The 19,138-nt window shown below is 68.0% G+C and carries 11 protein-coding genes; 9 read left to right on the top strand and 2 right to left on the bottom strand.

The genetic code is table 11. From position 1 onward, the window contains the following. Window positions 1-32: 32 nt before the first annotated feature. Window positions 33-2,567 carry a TcfC E-set like domain-containing protein gene (locus OC534_RS03675; RefSeq protein WP_262071377.1) on the top strand — a complete coding sequence of 845 codons (2,535 nt, stop codon included), beginning with the start codon at window positions 33-35 and terminating at the stop codon, window positions 2,565-2,567. Then, window positions 2,564-3,802, top strand: coding sequence for a hypothetical protein (locus OC534_RS03680; RefSeq protein ID WP_153164127.1), 1,239 nt, complete (start codon window positions 2,564-2,566; stop codon window positions 3,800-3,802). The genes OC534_RS03675 and OC534_RS03680 overlap by 4 nt, the downstream gene beginning before the upstream one ends. Before the next feature lie 57 nt (window positions 3,803-3,859). Here the strand turns inward: OC534_RS03680 and OC534_RS03685 are convergent, their stop codons facing one another. After that, window positions 3,860-6,334, bottom strand: a complete 2,475-nt coding sequence (locus OC534_RS03685; protein ID WP_262071378.1) for an autotransporter outer membrane beta-barrel domain-containing protein — start codon at window positions 6,332-6,334, stop codon at window positions 3,860-3,862. Window positions 6,335-6,680: 346 nt separating this feature from the next. Between OC534_RS03685 and OC534_RS03690 the strand changes: the two genes are divergently transcribed. From OC534_RS03690 to OC534_RS03710, 5 genes are all read left to right on the top strand, one after another. Next, window positions 6,681-7,700: an alpha/beta hydrolase-fold protein gene (locus OC534_RS03690; RefSeq protein WP_243746347.1), complete on the top strand. Its 1,020-nt coding sequence runs from the start codon at window positions 6,681-6,683 to the stop codon at window positions 7,698-7,700. Window positions 7,701-7,819: 119 nt separating this feature from the next. Then, window positions 7,820-9,202: a YncE family protein gene (locus tag OC534_RS03695; RefSeq protein WP_153164124.1), complete on the top strand. Its 1,383-nt coding sequence runs from the start codon at window positions 7,820-7,822 to the stop codon at window positions 9,200-9,202. A 45-nt stretch (window positions 9,203-9,247) separates the two neighbouring features. Beyond that, window positions 9,248-10,291, top strand: coding sequence for an ABC transporter substrate-binding protein (locus OC534_RS03700; protein WP_136004139.1), 1,044 nt, complete (start codon window positions 9,248-9,250; stop codon window positions 10,289-10,291). After that, window positions 10,288-11,331, top strand: coding sequence for an iron ABC transporter permease (locus OC534_RS03705; RefSeq protein ID WP_136004141.1), 1,044 nt, complete (start codon window positions 10,288-10,290; stop codon window positions 11,329-11,331). Before OC534_RS03700 ends, OC534_RS03705 begins: the two co-directional genes overlap by 4 nt. After that, a complete protein-coding gene (locus OC534_RS03710) occupies window positions 11,328-12,098 on the top strand; it encodes a heme ABC transporter ATP-binding protein (RefSeq protein WP_136004143.1) in 771 nt (256 codons plus the stop codon). Before OC534_RS03705 ends, OC534_RS03710 begins: the two co-directional genes overlap by 4 nt. Window positions 12,099-13,004: 906 nt before the next feature. Here OC534_RS03710 and OC534_RS03715 read toward each other — a convergent pair. Further along, complete coding sequence (locus OC534_RS03715; RefSeq protein WP_262071380.1) at window positions 13,005-15,203, bottom strand: TonB-dependent siderophore receptor; 2,199 nt, start codon at window positions 15,201-15,203, stop codon at window positions 13,005-13,007. 580 nt (window positions 15,204-15,783) lie between these two features. On the opposite strand from OC534_RS03715, the gene fusA reads away from it, so the two are divergent. Continuing rightward, the gene (gene fusA, locus OC534_RS03720; protein WP_262071381.1) at window positions 15,784-17,820 is read left to right on the top strand and encodes an elongation factor G; all 2,037 of its coding nucleotides are present in this window, start codon (window positions 15,784-15,786) and stop codon (window positions 17,818-17,820) included. 154 nt (window positions 17,821-17,974) lie between these two features. Then, window positions 17,975-18,895: a M14 family metallocarboxypeptidase gene (locus OC534_RS03725; protein WP_262071382.1), complete on the top strand. Its 921-nt coding sequence runs from the start codon at window positions 17,975-17,977 to the stop codon at window positions 18,893-18,895. The last annotated feature ends 243 nt before the right edge of the window (window positions 18,896-19,138 follow it).

Consider the following 19,138-nt stretch of genomic DNA (forward strand, 5'->3'; position numbering starts at 1 on the left):
ATGCGCCCCTCCCTCCATTCAGAGGAACTCCAATGCTGCTGCGTCTTCGTCCCCTTGCCACCGCTGCGATCCTGTATTGCGGCTGCGCGGCGGCACAGGCGGCGCCGGCTGCATTGGAGAGCATCAGCGTGATGGACCAGGCCGGCACGCTCCCCGACGACTTCCGCGATCACTTTTTCGACGTTCCTCTGGTGGTGCGTGTGGAGAAGGATGGCCGCCATCTCGGTGATGCGCGGGCAGTGGTCTCGCGCGACAACACCCTGTCGCTGATCGACTTCGCCGCGAGCCACGACAGCCCCTTGCCGGAGCCGGAACGCGCCCGCTGGCTGGCCGTCCTGCGCGATCCACGACCGCTCGGTCCGTGCCATCGGGACTGCCGGGAAGGCCTGGAGCGGCTTCACTACAGCCTGGAAAGCTCGCTGGTGTCCATCGCGACCCGTGAGGGTGGCGCATCGGAGCGGCCGCGGCACCATGCCTTGCCGGACGGCGGGAGTCGCGGCCTTATCCTGCGGCACCAGCTGAATGTCCACGCTGGCGAGGGTGCCGATGCCGCAGGCCGCTATGCCCTGGATCTGCAGGGCAGTCTCGGCGCATGGACCACGGTGGGTGCCTACCAGGCGGACCGTGGCAGTGAAGCGCGCAACGGCATGCGCCATGCAGTGCAGAGCCTCTACGCCCAGCGCGAGCTGGGCGATGCGTTCGTGCGCGCGGGCTACTTTCTGCCGACCTACCAAGGGGTCACCCGGCAGCCGCGGGGGCCTGGCAGCAGCCGCCATACCGCCATCGGTGTCATGGCCGGCTCCTCGGACAGCCTCGTGGTGGATACCCGGGCGCCCAGCCTGTATCCGGTGTATGTCACCGCCAGTCGTGAAGGCGCGCTCGAGGTGTACCGCGACGGTGCCCTGATCCTGTCCCAGGCCTTGCAGCCAGGCCTCCAGCAGGTCGACACCCGCCGGTTGCCGGGGGGCATCTACGACGTCGAGCTGCGGATCATCGAAGACGGGCGCGAAACCTCCCGCGAAACCGCGCTGATTCACAAGCCGAGCCATTGGGGCGATCCGAGCCGGCGTTGGCGCTACAGCGCGTTCGTTGGACAGCAGCGGAGCCTGTTCGACAGTGCGGTAGACCCGGACAGGGGGCGTCTGGCGGCAGGTGCCATCGTCAACTATCTGGCCCATGCGCGGGCAGTGCTCGGGTTGTCCGCCCACCAGGTGGGCGATCACGCGGCAGTGGCCGCGTCGGTGGATTGGCACGCCAACGACTGGGCCAACCTGTACACCAATGCCTACGCCACGCGACACGAAGGGCGGGGGCTGGATATCCACGGGCTGCTGCGCTACCGGCGTGGCACCGTGACGGCATCACACAATCGCAGCTGGCAGGCGCGCCGGTCCTCAGACGATCCATCCCCGGCGGCGCTGCCCGTGCAGGAGCGCGGAGCGGGTTGGCTGCAGACCAGTGCAGTGGGTGTGAGCCATCGCGTTGATGACCGCAGTCATCTCTCCGGCCGCGTATCGCGTCATCAGGGTGTGAGCAGGGGCGTGGGGATGGACCTGTCCTTCAGCCGGCGTCAGCAGCTGTTCGGCACGGACGCGACGTGGCGGACATCGATCTTCGAGCGCCCGGCCAACCTCGGCACCGGCGCGCGACGGGATCGCGGCGTTGACTTCACCCTCAGTCTGGCGCTGGGCGAGCATGGGCGCCGCTACAGCGGCAGCCTTGGCAGCCGCACCGGTACCGCCGGCGGCCGGGACCTGTACGCCGCGGCCGGTGTCCAGCAGACCTTCGAGGCGCATACGCTGCGCAGTCTCGCCGGGCAGGCCACGGTGGACCGCGAGGGCCTTGGGCTCAGCGGCAACGCGCGGTTTGAACACCCGCTCGTGCACGGCGATGTGTACGCGCAGAGGACGTCGCAGGAAGGGCATGTCGGGGGTGGGCTCAATCTGGAGAGCACCATCGCCCTCGGTGCCGGGCGGCTGGCGGTCATCGGCGCGGCACCGGGCGGAAGCGCCGACACGGGCATGATCGTGGACGTCAGCTCCGACCTTCCCGACGTAGCGCTTCGCGCGGACGACAGTCGGGGTGGCTCGCATGTTCTGCGGCCGGGACGCAATTTCGTGCCGGTCGCCGCCTACGGCAGTGGCGCGCTTCAGATCGACTTCGAGGGGCGCGCCGCGCCGGCCGCCGCTATCCAGCCCGGCCGTCTGTCCTACCATCTCAACAAGGGTGGGGTGGCCTATGGAAAGGTCGATATCGTCTCGACCGTCACTGTCATGGGACGGCTGCAGGATGCTAGCGGTCAGCCGCTCGCCGGCGCGCACATCCACAACCACGCCGGGCGCAGCGTCGCCGAAGCCGATGGCTTCTTCACACTGGAGTTGAGTGTGCGTTCTCCTGCTCTGCAGGTGCGCCACCCGCGCGTGCAGGACTGTACGTTCGTGCTGGATGGAACGGCCACGCGACCGCCTCACGATACCTGGATGGCCGGCATTCTCCAGTGTCCGGACAACCGCCTCACCGCGACCACCGTCGCATCCGATGCTTCCCGAGGAGACGCGCTGCCATGAACCGGCCCCAACCATCCCGCACGCTGATGCGCTGCCTGGCGCGCGTGCTGGTCGCCCTGCCGATCTGCTTGTTCCTGACTGCCGCACAGGCGGCCGATATTTACATCAGCGCCGAGTTCAAGCCGGACATCGGCAATCCCGACCAGCGTCAGTTCGTCAACACGACCCCCTGGTCGGGGGTATGCGCGGGCACGCATCTTCCCTCCTGCATCGCCAGCAACTGGTGGAGCATCGACACCAAGATCCGCGGTACCAAGCAGGGGGATGGGCGCAGTGGCTATGGTCGAGGGTCGTTCTACATCGGCATGCCCCCGCCGCGCATCGTACGCGTCACGTCGGAGGATGGTGCCCACAGCTTCGATCTTACCTTCCGGATCATCGGTGCAGCGATGCGACTTCGGGACACGGACGGCGATGGCCCGACGGAGCCGGCATCGACCGGTGGGGCACGCAACTGCACGTTCGGGCTGAGAAATACCAATTCGCACAACCGCACGATCATGCGGATGCTGCTTCGTCGCGACGGTGGCGAAGGGAGCGTGGCCTGTGGGCTGGACTGGATCACGGCGAACAACTACGACATGAACCAGTTCGATATCACCTACAGCCTGACCACGCCTGCTCCGTTGTCGATGCGTAGCGGTCTCTATACGGGACAGACGACGTTCCGGGTCGGCGGCACAGGGGAGGGCGCGGACTTCGATCTTGGCGACGGGGTGGTGCTCGATGATTCCGTCGTCAACATCCACTTTTCATTGGAGGTCCGCCACGCCTTCCAGCTCGACCTTGCGCCGGGCAGCGACCGCGCCGTTCTGATGCCGCGAGGAGGGTGGACCCAGTGGAGCGACCACGGCATCGCGCCCAAGGCACTGGAAAAAGAGCTTCCATTCCAGATCAGCAGCTCGGGCCGGTTCAGTGTTTCGCTGACATGCGAACACGTGTTCCCTGACGGGCGATGCGCGCTGCGGAACCAGACGGTCGCCGCTGACGATGTCCCGCTCGATATCCGGCTGACAATGCCAGGCTTCCATCGCCTCGGCGCAGGTGAGGAAGCTGTGCTTGTACCCCTGACGAGCATCATGACCGCACCGGTGTTTGCCGCCGATTCGTTCGTCATCCGTCGGCCCTCGCGCCTGGATTTTGCTGTCAACGGGGCGCCTGTACTGCGGATGCTGGATCATCCCGGAAGCCACTATCGGGGTGATGTCACCGTGATCTTCGACGCGGATCCATAACGGCGTCTGGATTGCGCAATGATGTTGGCCGGAGCGCGCACGCTCCGGCCGTTCACGTCACCATGCCGCCCGCAGGCCGATCTGCGCGGCGGCATCGCGATAGCCGTTGTTGCCGCGCTGAACCCGCAGGTCACCCCACGCCAGCCAGCGCTGACCCAGCTGCAGCTGGGCGCCGGCCTGGGCCTCGTAGCGGCTGTCAGGCAGATCCGCATCGAGACGTTCGGCATTGAAACGCAGCACTTCAGCGCGGGCGCTGTGCAGCCAGTTGATCGCCAGGAACGGTTGGACCCGGTTGCCCGCACCGATGCGATTGCCGAACAGGCGCAGGCCCACGCGGCTCTGCAGGCCGCCAGCGGTGTCGTCTTCGACGAGGGTGCCGTTGGCCTCCTGCACGCGATCGCTGGTGATGTCGGTATAGACCAGCTGCACCTGCGGCTGCAGATACAGTTCGCCCTCATCCGAGGCGTGCAGCCGCCAGGCGTAGCCTGCTTCCAGCGATGCGCTGCGGCTGCGGGCGTCGTAGGTTTCCTTCGTCAGGCTGTCGCCCTGCACCTCGTTGTCAAAGCGCGCGTACTGGGCCCAGGCATCCACATACGCGCCACGACGGCTGTCGCTGTCCTGCACCCAGCCCGCGTACAGGCCGACCGCGTCGCCGCGGACCTTGCCGCGGGTGCGGTAACCGGAGAGCTGCGAGCGCGCCTCGGTCCGTGCCTGGCCGGTGGCCAGCATCAGTCCGATCTGGCCGCGTCCGCGCTGGCCCCACCGCCAGAGATCGGTACCCAGATGCACTGCGTCGGTGTGGGTGGTGGTGTCCACCTGGCCGGCGATGGTGGCCTGCAGCTGATCGCGCCTGCCCAGGATCCAGGTGCCGTTGCTTTCGCCATCCAGCCCCGGCGCGCCGCGGTCGTGGCGGCGCAGCTGGAACATCTGCACAGCGGCCGCCTGATTGGCCAGGTACGCCCCCGGTTCGGGGCGGAGCACCGGAACGGGGTCGGCAGGGTCGGGGTCAATGGGGTCGACCGGATCAACGGGGTCGACGGGATCCACCGGGATGACCGGATCCGACGGATCTACTGGATCGACGGGGTCCACGGGGTCCACGGGGTCCACGGGGTCCACCGGATCGACGGGATCCACCGGATCGACAGGTATCACCGGCACGCAACCCGGCGCATCCGGGTTGATATCGCAGGGGTTGCCGGTATAGGTCGAGCGCAGGTACCAGTTGCCATTGGCCGGCGCGGCATCGGTGCCTTTGTGCAGGAAGTACTCGTACATGCCACCGATGGCACGTCCCTGCAGCACGAATCGACCGTTGGAGGCTCCTTCGACCCGGACCAGGCGGATGCCGTTGACGGTCTGTGCGCCGGCACCGTTGATGTTGGTCACGGCGACCTGCGTGGTGCCGCCCGTCGCACCGGTCACGCGCAACGTGGACGTGTCGCCCGCATCGTCGGCAAGCACGGTATTGAAATGCAGCGTGCCGCCCTGGCCGATGTAGTTGCCCACAACGGTGAGCTGTGCGAACTGGCCCGCGTCGCCCAGCAGGATGTCGCTGCCTGCGCCCAGGGTCAGGTTGCCGGTGTTGCTGTTCCCGCTGAGCAGCCAGCGGCCGCCCTGGTCGACGATGACGTCTGCGCCACCCCGCACGCGGCCCGTCAGCCGCAGACCGTCCAGAAACCGCAGCGTGGTGTCGCCGGCGGCGGCATCCATGATGAAATCGCCCGCGAGTGTGCTGGTGCGTGCCGTGAAGTCGAGCGCTGCATTGGCGGCCACCTCGACCAGGTTGCCGTTCCCGCCCAGCAGTGTTGCGTCGTTCTGCACCGTGATGCGCGCCAGTTCCGGCGTGAGGTTCGGGTTGACCCGGATGGCGCTGCCCGTCTGTCCCTGCACGGTGCTGCCATCGACGAGCACGTACCAGTCGTCGGGCGTGGAATTGATGGGCTGGTTTCTGGCCGTGACCGTCATCAGCAGGCCGTTGGTGCCGCCGATGACCCTGGAGCCCGCGCGGAACTCGGCGGAGCCTGCAATGGCACGGGCGCCGTTGACGCCGCCGGTCAGCGTGCTGCCCGCCACGTTGACGATTCCGCCGGCGGCGAACTGCAGCCCGCCGGTGCCGCCGGTGATCTGGCTGTTGACCAGCGTGAGGACGCTTCTGGGCGCGTCGGCGCCGCCGCTTGCCAGGCCGTGGGTGATGGTGGCATAGCCGCTGATCCCGGGACTGGTGTCGGTGGTGGTGATGACCGAATCCCGAACGGTCACCGTGGCCTGATAGGACGCTACCCTGCCACTGGCAGTGGCTCCATCGAGGGTCACAACCGCGCCGCTGCCGTTGATGGTTTCGATCGCACCGACGCGTGCGCCACGAACGGTGAGGGTGCCGAGCACGTTGAAGTCGCGCCCTTCATTCGCGCTGCCCGGTACCAGCGTGACCGTCTGGCCGGGTTGCACCACCACTGCCTGGGCGGCTGCCTTGTGTGCGAAGACGAGGCTCAGGGCAATGGCCGAGGCAAGCGCGGTGCATCCGCGCATGGGGCGAAGGTCCCGGGTGATTGAGCGTGTGGGGGAACGGGGGTGCGCTGGTACCATGACGACGGGCTCCTGATGACAAGAACGACCGGTGCACAGTGATGTCGGCGACGCGATGCTGTGCCGCGTCGCTCGAAGATGAGCGAGGTGTGGCACGCCTCCCCCCGGCAGGCGCGAAGACTAATGCGCGCGTCGTCGTGATGAACGGGTGAACACGGCATGACGCCGCCACCGTGATTGCATCGATGCCAGTGATACCCATTCGCATTTGGGTTACACTGGCGTCATGAATTCCGCTCGCGCGTCACGGCGGGCGGTGCGATCCGCGCCCCTGAACGAGTGTCCTGTCGTGTCCAGAATCCTGATTGCCCCGTTGGCCGCATGGCACTGCTTTGCCGTGCTGGCGTGCGCCATCGGCCTGTCGGTTTCGACCCCCGCTGCGGCCCAGCAGCGCAATCCGCTGCAGAAGGTCGGCCACACCGTATTGGACGAGCCGGCGCAGAGCTATCGTTTCGAGCGTTTCGTGATCGACAACGCCGACCACACCCGTCGCTGGCGTATCCATCTGGGGGTGCCGACGGCATCGTCGACCGCACCCGCGCCGGTGCTGTACATGCTAGACGGCAACGCTGCAGCGATGGTGTTCGACCAGGGCATTCTCAGCGAGCTGGCCGCGGGCAAGGCGCCCGTACTGGTGTTCATCGGCTACGACAACGACCTGCGCATCGATTCACAGGCACGCACGCTCGATTACACGGCCTGGGTCGATACGGCCGACGACGGGAACGGCAGCGTGCAATCCGTTGGGGGAGGCGCGGCCGCGTTCTACGACGTGATCGCGCAGCGCATCAAGCCCGAGGTGCAGCGCCGCACGCCGATCGATACGCAGCAGCAGTCGCTTTGGGGCCATTCGCTGGGCGGCCTGTTCGTGCTCAGCACGCTGTACACGCACCCGACCGCATTCCAGCACTACATCAGTGCCAGCCCCTCGCTGTGGTGGAGCCAGGGTGCACCGCAGGGTGCGATGGAGCAGCAGTTCCTGGGGAGCTATCGCGGCACGCCGGCGCAGCTCACGCTGATGCTTGGCGGTGATGAGCGCCGCGGGAACCGCGGTGTGCGCGATCTCACCAACCCCCGCGTGGTGGCGCATCTGCGCCGCATCGGGGGGGCCGCGCCGGACGCGGCGTACCAGTTGAGCCGACGCCTGGAGGAGGTGCCTGGCCTTCACGTCACGTATCGCGAGTTCGCCGGTCTCGGCCACGGCCCGATGTTGCCGGCATCCCTGAAGGCCGCGCTCACCGCGCTGTACGGCATCGCCGACCGCAGCGCGATGCCTGCGGCGACGCCGGCGACGCACACCGACGATTGAGTCTTTCCTACCCAGGCAGACCCGTGGCCCCGTGCCACCGCCGCAACGGATCGCGGCCACGCCGAGGCAATCCCTGTGACAACGCGCCGGATGCGCGCCCCCAACAGAAGGTTACTGCCATGTACAAACCCAACTCCCTGCCGCGCCTGGCCACCCTTGCGCTCGCGCTGTCGATGGCCACCAGCAGCGCATTCGCGCAGCCGGTGTTCGACACGCCTGCCAATGGCTTCCGCGGCCAGGTCAGCAGCCGCGGCGAGAATGTGGTGCCTGGCACCCAGGCCGATGTGACCGGTCGCCAGTTCGTGCCGGGCCAGCGGGTGACCCTGCTGCGCGGCGACACCGTGCTCAACGCAACCCCGTACGTGGTCGATGAGCAGGGCAACTTCAAGGCCACCATCGCCATCCCGGCCGACGCAGTGCCGGGCCAGCACCCGGTGGTGGTGCGCGCCAGCCAGCCCGATGCGGCGGCCGTGCTGTCGCTGCGGGTGTCGCCGAACCTGCCGTTGAGTGGCCAGCAGGCATTCAACCAGTCGTCGGCGAAGCTCGTGCAGGGGCTGTATCAGAGCGCATACAGCCCGGCCAGCAACGCCGTGTTCGTCACGTCGGCAGTCGGCCGCCCGCCGGTCACCCAGTCGCAGCTGCTCAAGGTGGACCCGACGCGTCTGAACGTGATCAAGGCGATCACCCCGGCGCAGGTGCCCGACGCCAAGGGCGGCAGCGTGTTCGCCGTGTACGGCGTGGGCGTGGACGATGCCAATGGACATGTCTGGGTGACCAATACCCGCCAGGATACCGTGGCGGTGTACCGGCAGTCGGATCTGGGCCTGGTGCACCAGTTCCCGGTCGGCACCGTGCCGCACGCCCGCGACGTGGTCGTGGACACCAAACGCGGCAAGGTGATCGCCTCGGCTACCGGCGAAGACCATCTGTCGGTGTTCGATGCGAAAACCTTCAAGGCGCTGGAGCCGATCACGCTGGCCTCTGGCGTGGACGACGCGAAGTTCGTGCCGATGAGTCTGGTGCTCGACGAGGCCAGCGGCAAGCTGTTCACCGTGAGCATCGGCACGCCGGAAGCGGCGGTCATCGATGTGGCCAGCGGCAAGGTCGACAAGGTCATCGCGCTCGGCAATTCGATCAGCGCCTCCGGTGTCGCCTATGACGCCAGGCACGATCGCCTGTTCGTGGCCTCGCAGGGCAGCGACAACCTGCTGATCGTGGATGTCGCCAGTGGCAAGGTGCTGCATGACGTGCCGGTGGGTGCAGGCGCGCTCAACGTGGCCTTCGAGCCGGTTTCCGGCCTGGCCTATGTGACCAATCGCGGTGCCGGCACGGTGACCGTGGTCAATGGCGAGGGCAGGATCGTCGGCAACCTCGACGGTGGCACCTTCCCCAACCATGTGCGTGCCGATGGCAAGGGCAACGTGTTCGCTGTGAACAAGTCGCGTGGCGCCGAAGACCCCAAGGGCGACCGCATCACGCGCCTTGCTCTGCGCAGCCAGTAACTACCGTGCAGGGCGGCCGCCGGCCGCCCTGCCGAAGGAGCAATGATGAAAACGATGGGTTCCATGCGGCTGCTGCCGCTTGCACTGGCAGTCGCATTGACGGCCTGTGGTGGAACGGCGACGCCGCCGGCGGCCGATACGGCTGCCGCCACGCCCCAGGCGACGACGGCCGAAGATGCCGGCGCCTTGCCGGCGGGCTGGACGCGTGTGGACGGCGGGGCGCTGCCGACCCTGGCGGGGCAGGCCGCCGTATTGCCGGCCACGGTGCAGTCCGACGACGGTGCCACGGTCACGGTCGACGACACCAGCAGGATCATTGTGGGCGGCGACGACGTGATCGCGGTGCTCGATGCGCTGGGACTGGGCAAGCAGGTGTTTGCCGCACCGAAGAACACCACCACGGAAAGCGGTCGCGCCGCGCCGCATCAGTTCCTGTTCAACCGCACCACGGGTGTGGAGGGCGTGCTGAGCCTGCAGGGCTCGCTGTTCCTGGGCAACAGTCTGCGCCGCCATACCGAACTGGCGCAGAAGCTGCGTGCGGTCGGTGAGCCGGCGGTGGTGGTGGACGATCTGCAGGCCGCGCCGGACAAGGTGCGCAAGATTGCCGCCGCCGTCGGTCTGGCCGACGCGGGTGTGCAGTTGGCCGGTCAGGTGCAGCAGCAGCTGGACGAGGCCGCCGCCATCGGCACGGCCAGCGGCCGCGCCGCGCGGGTCATCCATGTATCGGCGACCGGTGCCGGTGGCGCACCGACCGTCGCCGGTGCGGACAGCGCGTCGGCCAGACTGATCGCGCTGGCCGGTGGGGTCAACATCGGCACCGAGGCCGGGGTGGCGAATTACTCGGCATTGAGCAATGAAGGCGTGCTCGCGGCGGCACCTGAGGTGATTCTGGTGACCGGGCACGATCTGGCCCTGTTCGGCGGCGCCGAGGGCCTGTGGAAGGCGTATCCCACGCTCAGGCAGACGCCGGCCGGGCAGGCCAATCGCGTCTGGGTGATGCCGGACGTGCAGCTCAAGTACGCGAGCGTCGGGTCCGGCGTCGGGGCGCTTGCGCTGGCCAAGGCGTTGGCGGCGCTGCCGCCGGCATGAGTCCTGCCGACCGCCGTCGTCGCCGGGGCCGCGGCATGCTGCTGCTGGCTGCCGCGGCGCTGCTGCTGGCCGTGCTGGCCTCGTTCGCGGTGGGGCCGTTGCGCTTGCCGCCGCTGGAGGTGCTGCAGGCGATCGGCGTGAAGCTGGGGCTGGCGGACCCGCAATCGGTCAGCGCCCGGGATCTCGCGGTGGTCTGGCAACTGCGCATACCGCGCGCGTTGCTCGGCGCGATGGTCGGCGCGGCACTGGCGATGGCCGGCGCGAGCCTGCAGGGCCTGTTCGGCAACCCGCTGGCTGATCCGGGCATCGTGGGTGTCAGCCAGGGCGCGGCGCTGGGCGCGGTGGCCGCCATCGTGCTGGGCGCGGCCGGGGCGGCGGGGTGGATCGTGCCGGTAGCCGCCTTTGTCGGTGGCGCGCTGGCCATCGGTCTGACCTACGCGCTGGCGCGGCCGGGCAAGGGCAGTGGCAATGCCACGCTGTTGCTGGTGGGCATCGCGATGGCGGCGTTCTGCTCGGCACTGATCGGATTCCTTACGTACATCGCCAGCGAAAGCGAGCTGCAGTCGCTGGTGTTCTGGCAGATGGGTTCACTGGCGCGCGCAAGCTGGCCTGATGTGGTGGCGGTGGTGCCGTTCTTCGCGATCGGTGCGCTGGCCCTGCAACGTCTGGCGACGCCGCTGGACATGCTGGCTCTCGGTGAGCGCCAGGCGCAGCACCTGGGGCTGGACGTGGCACGCACGCGGCGGCGCCTGGTGGCCTTCAGCGCACTGCTGGTTGGCGCGGCGGTCGCCTTCGCGGGCTCGGTGAGCTTCGTTGGACTGGTGGTGCCCCACGTGGCGCGGATGCTGGTGGGTCCGGGGCATCGCTGGCTGTTGCCGGTATCGGGCATCCTCGGCGCGGTGCTGATCGTGATTGCCGATACCGCCGCGCGCACGCTGGATCCGCCGGCGGAGATTCCGCTTGGACTGTTCTCGGCCGCGCTGGGCGCGCCGTTCTTCCTGTGGCTGGTGCTGCAGCAGCGCCGCAAGGACACCCCATGAGCGCGCTGCTGCGGATGCGCGGAGTGATCGTGCGCCGCCAGCAGCGGGAGATTCTGCACGGCATCGCGCTGGATTTCGTGCCAGGCACGGTGACCGCCCTGGTGGGTCCGAACGGCGCCGGCAAATCGACATTGCTGGCGGTGGCGGCAGGCGACCTGCGGCCCGACGCGGGGGAGGTGCTGCTGCAGGGTCGGCCGTTGGCCGGCTATACGGCGGGCGCATTGGCCCGCGAGCGTGCAGTGATGCCGCAGGAGCACGGCGTGCGGTTCGCCTTCAGCGTCGAGGAGGTGGTGGCGATGGGGCGCTTGCCGCATCCGCCGGATCCCGTGGTGGATGATGCGCAGGTGGAGCAGGCCATCGACGCCGCCGAACTGCAGGCCCTCCGCCTGCGCGAGGTGCAGCAGTTGTCGGGCGGCGAATCGGCACGCACCACCTTCGCGCGCGTCCTGGCCCAGCAGACGCCGTTGCTGCTTTTGGACGAACCTACCGCGGCACTGGATCTGCGCCACCAGGAGCGCACGCTGCGCAGCGTGCGCGCCCTGGCCGACGCCGGTGCGTGCGTGATCGTGGTGTTGCACGACCTGAATCTTGCGGCGGGCCATGCCGACCGCATCGTGCTGCTGGAGCAGGGCAGGGTGGCGGCCGATGGCGCCCCGGCCGACGTACTGACCGAGGCGACGCTGGGTCGCGTCTACCAGCAACCGGTGATCGTGCTGCAGCATCCGCAGCGCGGCGTACCCCTGGTAGTAGTAGCAGACCCCACGTAGCGCCGGGCTCTGCCCGGCTGGGGCCACCGCCGCACGATCACCGTCCACAGCAGCCGACCAGAGGGCGGCTCTACACCAGCGCGACGCGCCGCCAACCCCGTAGAGCCGGGCTCTGCCCGGCTGTGGCCACCGACACACGATCACCGTCCAAAGCAGCCGACCAGAGGGCGGCTCTACACCAGTGCGGTGCACCGTCACCCCGTAGAGCCGGGCTCTGCCCGGCTGCGGCCACCGCCGCACTATCACCGTCCACAGCAGCCGACCAGAGGGCGGCTCTACACCAGCGCGACGCACCGTCACCCCGTAGAGCCGGGCTCTGCCCGGCTGCGGCCACCGCCGCACTATCACCGTCCACAGCAGCCGACCAGAGGGCGGCTCTACACCAGCGCGACGCGCCGTCACCCCGTAGAGCCGGGCTCTGCCCGGCTGTGGCCACCGACGCACGACCACCGTCCACAGCAGCCGACCAGAGGGCGGCTCTACACCAGCACGACGCACCGCCACCCCCGTAGCGCCGGGCTCTGCCCGGCTGCGGCCTTCAACGCACAATCACCGTCCACAGCAGCCGACCAGAGGGCGGCTCTACACCAGCGCAACGCGCCGCCACCCCGTAGAGCCGGGCTCTGCCCGGCTGGGGCCTTCAACGCACAATCACCGTCCACAGCAGCCGACCAGAGGGCGGCTCTACACCAGCGCGACGCGCCGTCACCCCGTAGAGCCGGGCTCTGCCCGGCTGCGGCCACCGACGCACAATCACCGTCCACAGCCGCCGACCAGAGGCCGGCTCTACACCAGCGCGACGCACCGTCACCCCGTAGAGCCGGGCTCTGCCCGGCTGCGGCTACCGACACACGATCACCGTCCAGAGCAGCCGACCAGAGGGCGGCGCTACCGGAAGCGCGGCGGTTACCAGCCGAACGTGGCTGTGGCCATCACGCTGCGTCCGCTGCCGTAGTAGCACGAGGACACTCCGGTGCACGTGGACACGAAGCGCTTGTCGGCCAGATTGCTCGCATTGAGCGCGAGCAGCACGCGGGTGCTGCCAACCTGACCCAGGTCGTAGCGGATCGCCGCATCGAACAGGGTGTACGACGGAATCCGGTACAGGTTGGCGCTGTCGCCGTAGCTGGCTCCGTTGTAGCGCGCGCCCGCCGCCAGACTCAGCCCGGCGAGCGCGCCGCCCTGGACGGTGTAGTCGGCCCAGAACGAGGCGGTGTAGTCCGGCACCATCGCCAGCTGCCTGCCCTTGTAGGGCGCCGAACGGATCATCTCCGAATCCATGCGCGATGCCGCGCCGATCAGACTGAAGCCCTCGATCGGCGTGATGCGGCCCTCCAGCTCGATGCCGCGCACACGTCCTTCATCGCCCTGGATGGAGCAGGTCGCGGTGCCGGTTGCACCGCAGTTGCGATGGCTGGCAATCGGATCGTCAACGATCATGTTCTGCTGGCGCAGGTCATACACCGACAGAGTCACCAGGCCATCCACGGCTGCCGGCTGGTACTTCACGCCCGCTTCCCACTGTGAACCGGTCACCGGCTCGAAGGCGGTGTGTGTGAAGCTGTCCAGCGGCGACTTGGTCGAGGGCTGGAAGGACTCGGCATAGCTGATGTACGGCGTCAGGCCGTTCTCAAACACATACAGCACGCCGGCACGGCCGGTGAACGCCTCGCTTTTGATCACGTTGCGCCCGCCGGGCTGGGAGATGCCGGTGGCGATGTTGCGATTGGCGCTGGTGGCGTCGTCCTTGGTCCAGTCGTAGCGGCCGCCCAGCGTGAGGCGCCATTGGCCCAGTGACATCTGGTCCTGCAGGTATACACCGCTCTGGCGGTTGACGCCGGCCGTCGGCGTTTCCGTGGTGGCAGTGGGCCGGTAGGGGGAATGGACCGGGTTGAAGATGTCGATCGGGCGCGGGCTGGACATGGCCGTACGCACGCCCTCCCAGTCCGCACGCTGCCAGTCCCAGCCGAACAGCAGGGTGTGGTCCACGCCGCCCGTGGCGAAGCGTGCCTGCAGGCGGGTGTCGAACGTATCGCCGTCGGAATCGCCGGTGCCCTGCACACCACGGCGGTTCTGCGTGCGGCCATCGGCATTGAGCGCGCCGAAGGTGACCACGCCGCGGTACAGCGAATCGACATGGGTCCGGCGCGCGCTCTGGCTCAGCGTGATGTGGTCGTTGAACCGGTGCTCGACCATCCATCCAGCCGTCCACAGCGTGCGGTTGAAGGTGTTCCAGTCGGGCTCGCCGATGAAGGTGCTGTTCTTCATGTGGCCGTAGCGCGTGGCGTCGAGGGTGCCCGCCATCGGCAGGAACTGGTACGTCGAGCCGCCGTTGTCCTTCTGATACAGCCCGAGCAGGGTCAGGCGGGTGTGCTCGGCGATCTGCCAGGTGTAGCTCGGTGCCAGGAACCAGTGCTCCTGTGCGGTGTGCTTGATCTGCGTATCGCCGTCGCGGTACAGGCCCACCAGGCGTACCAGGTGATCGTTGCCGGTGCTGCCGGTGCCGACGTCGAACGCGGCGCTGTACTGGCCGTGGGCATCCAGCCCGAGACGCAGCTGCTGCACCTGGTCGGGGGTGGGCGTCTTGCTCACCTGGTTGACCATGCCGCCTGGGGCCACCTGGCCGTACATCACGGCCGAAGGACCCTTGAGCACTTCAACACGCTCGAGGTTCCAGCTGTCGAACATGCTGCGGTTCCACTGGCTGCCCTGTGGCGCGCGCATCCCGTCGAGGGTGACGTTGTTGGCCCAGCTGCCGGCGTCGAAACCGCGGATGCGGAAATCGTCGACACGATTGTCGATGCCGCTGCTTTCCAGGCTGACACCGGCCACATAGCGCATTGCATCGTTGAGCGACTGCACGCCGCGCGCATCCAGCTCGGCGCGCTCGATCACCGACACCGACTGGGGTGTCTCGGCAAGGGAGGTGCTGGTCTTGGTGGCGCCGCTGGTGCTGTTGGCGGCACGGTAGGCATTGACGCGGACGGCATCGAGCTCAGTGGCGCTCTGCGCCAACGCGGAGGCGACGGGCAGGCAGGCAAAGACGCAGGCCAGGGCGAGCAGATCGGGACGCAGTCTGCGGGGCGAGACGGGGGTGGGGGACATGGACGGAACTCGGGACACGGAAGGAGAGGGCGCAGACGCTGGCCATACGCACACGGCCAGCGGCCGCCACCAGCATCGATGCCGTCGTCGGATGACGCGGTCACCCTGCCATTTTAAGTTGTTGGGAAAGATATGCAATTGCGACCCATTCGCATATGCGGACCGGAAGGGGTCGCATTTGTTCCACCTGGATCAATGTATGAGTTGAGCTGCACTCATTGTTCCAGTGGCGCGCGCAAAACTCACTTGCGTGTCGCGGGCAGAGGCCTACAATGCGCGCACGCACCCCACCCGCCGCTGCCATGACCTCGATGCCGCTCCTGACGTTTTTTACCCAGACCCGCGAACACGCGGGACGGGCGCGTCTGCCCTGCGGCTCATCAGGCGGCTGACCGGTTTCCGGTCACCTGAAGACCCCCAGAGAGAGCGCCCATCGGGCGCTCTTTTCGTTTCCGCGTTACACAACCGATGCAAAGGAGAACGTGTCATGCACCAGACCGCCGAGCCCCAAACCTGGCCGCACGCCCGTTAGCCAACGGCGGCGTGCGGCTCCTTGATGTTGGCGACGAGAGCACACCCCATGAACACCCATTCTCTTTCCCACTGGCGCAACCTGGGCATCATCGCCCACATCGACGCCGGCAAAACCACACTTACCGAACGCCTGCTGTGGAAAACCGGCGAGATCCGCCGCGTCGGCGAAGTCCATGACGGCGCTGCCACCACCGACTTCTCGGCGATAGAACGCGAGCGGGGCATCACCATCGGTGCGGCCGCCGTGCAGGCGCACTGGTCTCCCCGCGGCGAGGGCGACCATCGCCTGACCCTGATCGACACGCCCGGCCATATCGATTTCGCCATCGAAGTGGAGCGTTCGCTGCGCGTCCTCGACGGCGCCGTGGCCGTGTTTTCTGCGGTGGACGGCGTGCAGCCGCAGTCCGAGACTGTCTGGCACCAGGCGCGCCGTCATGGCGTGCCGCTGATTGCGTTCGTCAACAAGATGGATCGCATCGGTGCGTCCTTCGAGCGCGTGCTGGCGCAGCTGCAGGACAAGCTGCAGGCGCGTCCGTGGGCGATCGGCTGGCCGCTGGGCGTGGAAAGCCGGTTCCACGGCTGGGTGGACCTGATTGCCCGCGAGATCGTCGAATGGGACGACACCGGCACGCCGGTGCGGACTGCCTGGACGGCCGAGCAGGCCGTGCAGTGGCAGCCCCGCCGGCTGGACCTGATCGAAGCGGTCGCCGACCACGATGACGCGCTCGGTGAAGCCTGGCTGGAAGGACGCGAGATAGACGATGCGCAGCTGCGCGCGGCCCTGCGCCGGGCCACGCTGGCCGGTGCCGGCGTGCCGGTGCTGGCCGGTGCGGCATTCAAGAGCAAAGGCATCGACACGCTGCTGGATGCGGTCGTCGATTTCCTGCCGTCGCCCTTGGATCGCCCGCCGGTCGTGGCCATGCGTGACGGCAGCGAGGTGCTGTTGCCGCCGGATCCGAAGGGTCCGCTGGCCGCGCTGCTGTTCAAGATCACGCACCAGAGCCACGGGGCGTTGAGCTTCATCCGGCTGTACTCGGGCACGGTAAAGGTGGGTGACAGCGTGGCCAGTTCGCAGCATGCGCAGGGGCGTCGGATCGGCCGGCTGGTGCGTGTGCAGGCCGACCAGACCCATGACATCAAGGAAGCCGTGGCCGGCGACATCGTGGCGGTGATCGGGTGGAAGGATGCGGTGAGCGGAGAAACGCTCAGCGCCCCGTCCGCGCCGTTGCTGCTTGATGCCATCCAGGCCCAGCACGCAGTACTGGCCTGGCGGTTGAATGCGGACAAGGCGTCGGACCTGATCCGGATGAGCCAGGGCCTGTCGAGCCTGGCGCAGGAAGACCCCTCGTTCCACGTCTCCACCGACGCGGTGACCGGGGAAACCCTGATCTGGGGCATGGGCGAGCTGCACCTGGAGGTGATGGTCGAACGACTGCGCAGCGAGTGGAATGTGCCGGTACGCACCGGGGCGCCACGGGTGGCCTACCAGGAAACCCCTGCACAGGCAGTGCAGGGCGTGGAAGGCAAGGTCGCCAAGCAGACCGGCGGCCAGGGCCAGTTCGCGCGGGTGCTGATCGACGTGGTGCCCATCGACGGCGGCGAGATCCGTTTCATCGACCGGACGGTCGGTGGCGTGATCCCGAAGACGTTCGTGGCAGCGGTGGGGAAGGGTGTGCGTGCGGCGCTTGAAGAGGGCCCGCGTGGACATCCGGTGGTGGGGCTCGAGGTGACCCTGACCGACGGCCAGACCCATGCCAAGGATTCCTCGGACATGGCGTTCCATCGCGCCGGCAGCGAGGCGATCAAGGCCGCGCTGGCGAGGGCGGGCACACGTCTGCTGGAGCCGGTGATGGAAGTGGCCATCCATGCCCCGTCGGCCAACGTCGGCGACGTGGTGGGCGATCTCAATCGCCGTAATGGCCGGGTCGCGTCCATCGAAGACCGCGGCGCCCAGGTCGAGGTGCTCGGGTATGCACCGCTGGCCAAGCTGTCCGGCTACACCACGGCCCTGCGCTCGTTGACCCAGGGGCGCGCGTCCAGCGACATGCGCTTCAATGGCTATGAGGAAGTGCAGGTCGCGTAGGGTGCCATTGCGCAGTACAGAACAGGAGGCCGGACCACCGGCCTCCTTTTTTTTGTGGCGGCCCGCCTTTGCCGCGTCGGGCGGCGTTGGTCACGGCCACGCCCTGGATCGTGGTGCGCGGATACAATGCGCGTCCAACGTACGGGAGCCTTCGATGAGCAGCGCGCATTTCTATCCGATCGGGACTCCCGGCCAGCCGTGGGGTGACGTCGAGCGCGCCGCCTGGCGTGCACGCCAGCAGCGCCAGCGCAGCTATCACGACGATGTCGTGGCGGCACTGGAGCGGCTTGGCGATCGTATTGAGATCGTCCAGTACGGGCAGCTCGACTACCCGCCGGACCATTACCCGCTGTTCGCCGCCATCAGCAGTGACTGGGACCCCGCGCTGCCGTCGGCGCTGGTCACCGGTGGCGTGCACGGCTATGAAACCAGTGGCGTGCATGGCGCCCTGTTGTTCCTGGAGCAGAAGGCGGCCGACTATGCCGGGCGCATCAACCTGCTGGTGGCGCCCTGCGTCAGCCCGTGGGGCTACGAACGCATCCAGCGCTGGAATCCCGATGCACTGGATACCAACCGGGCCTTCCGCCCCGGCGAGACCGCCGAGGAGGCCGGTGCGCTGATGCGCTGGATCGCCGCGCGTGGCGACACGCTGCTGGTCCACGTGGATCTGCACGAAACCACCGACAGCGACGCCAACGAATTCGACCCGGCGCTGGCGGCGCGCGACGGCAGGCTGCTGGTGCCGGAGACCATTCCCGATGGCTTCTATGTGATCGGCAACAGCGAGAATCCCGAGCCGGCGTTCCAGCGGGCGCTGATCGCAGCGGTGGAGAAGATCACCCATATCGCCCAGGCCGATGCCGATGGCAATCTCGTCGGCATGCCGCTGCAGTCCCCGGGCGTGGTGTGGGGGGCGTCGCGGTCGATCGGTGCCTGCGCCGGCTTCACTGATGCGCGCTTTGCCACCACCACCGAGGTGTACCCGGACAGCCCGCTCACCACCCCGGCGCAGTGCAATGACGCGCAGGTTGCCGCAGTGTGCGCGGCATTGGATTTCGCACTGGCCCACCGCTGAGGGGGCCAGCAGAGTTGCAGGCCCCAACCGACGGTTGGGGCCTGCAACTCTGCCGGGCGATTCTGTCGCTGGGCCTGCTGGGCATCATCCGCACCTTCCTGAGCTGATCGGTGGTGCTGGATGTCGAAGGATTCTGGCCGTGGAACGGGCCGAAGGCGCCGCGGGAACCGTGGCGGTTGCACGCACGTGCCGGCGCAAGCGGCGCCACCGACGATCGGCTATCGTAAGCGCCCCTGCCACCTC

The organism is Stenotrophomonas sp. Marseille-Q5258, from assembly GCF_946900935.1.
Taxonomy (GTDB): Bacteria; Pseudomonadota; Gammaproteobacteria; order Xanthomonadales; family Xanthomonadaceae; genus Stenotrophomonas; species Stenotrophomonas nematodicola.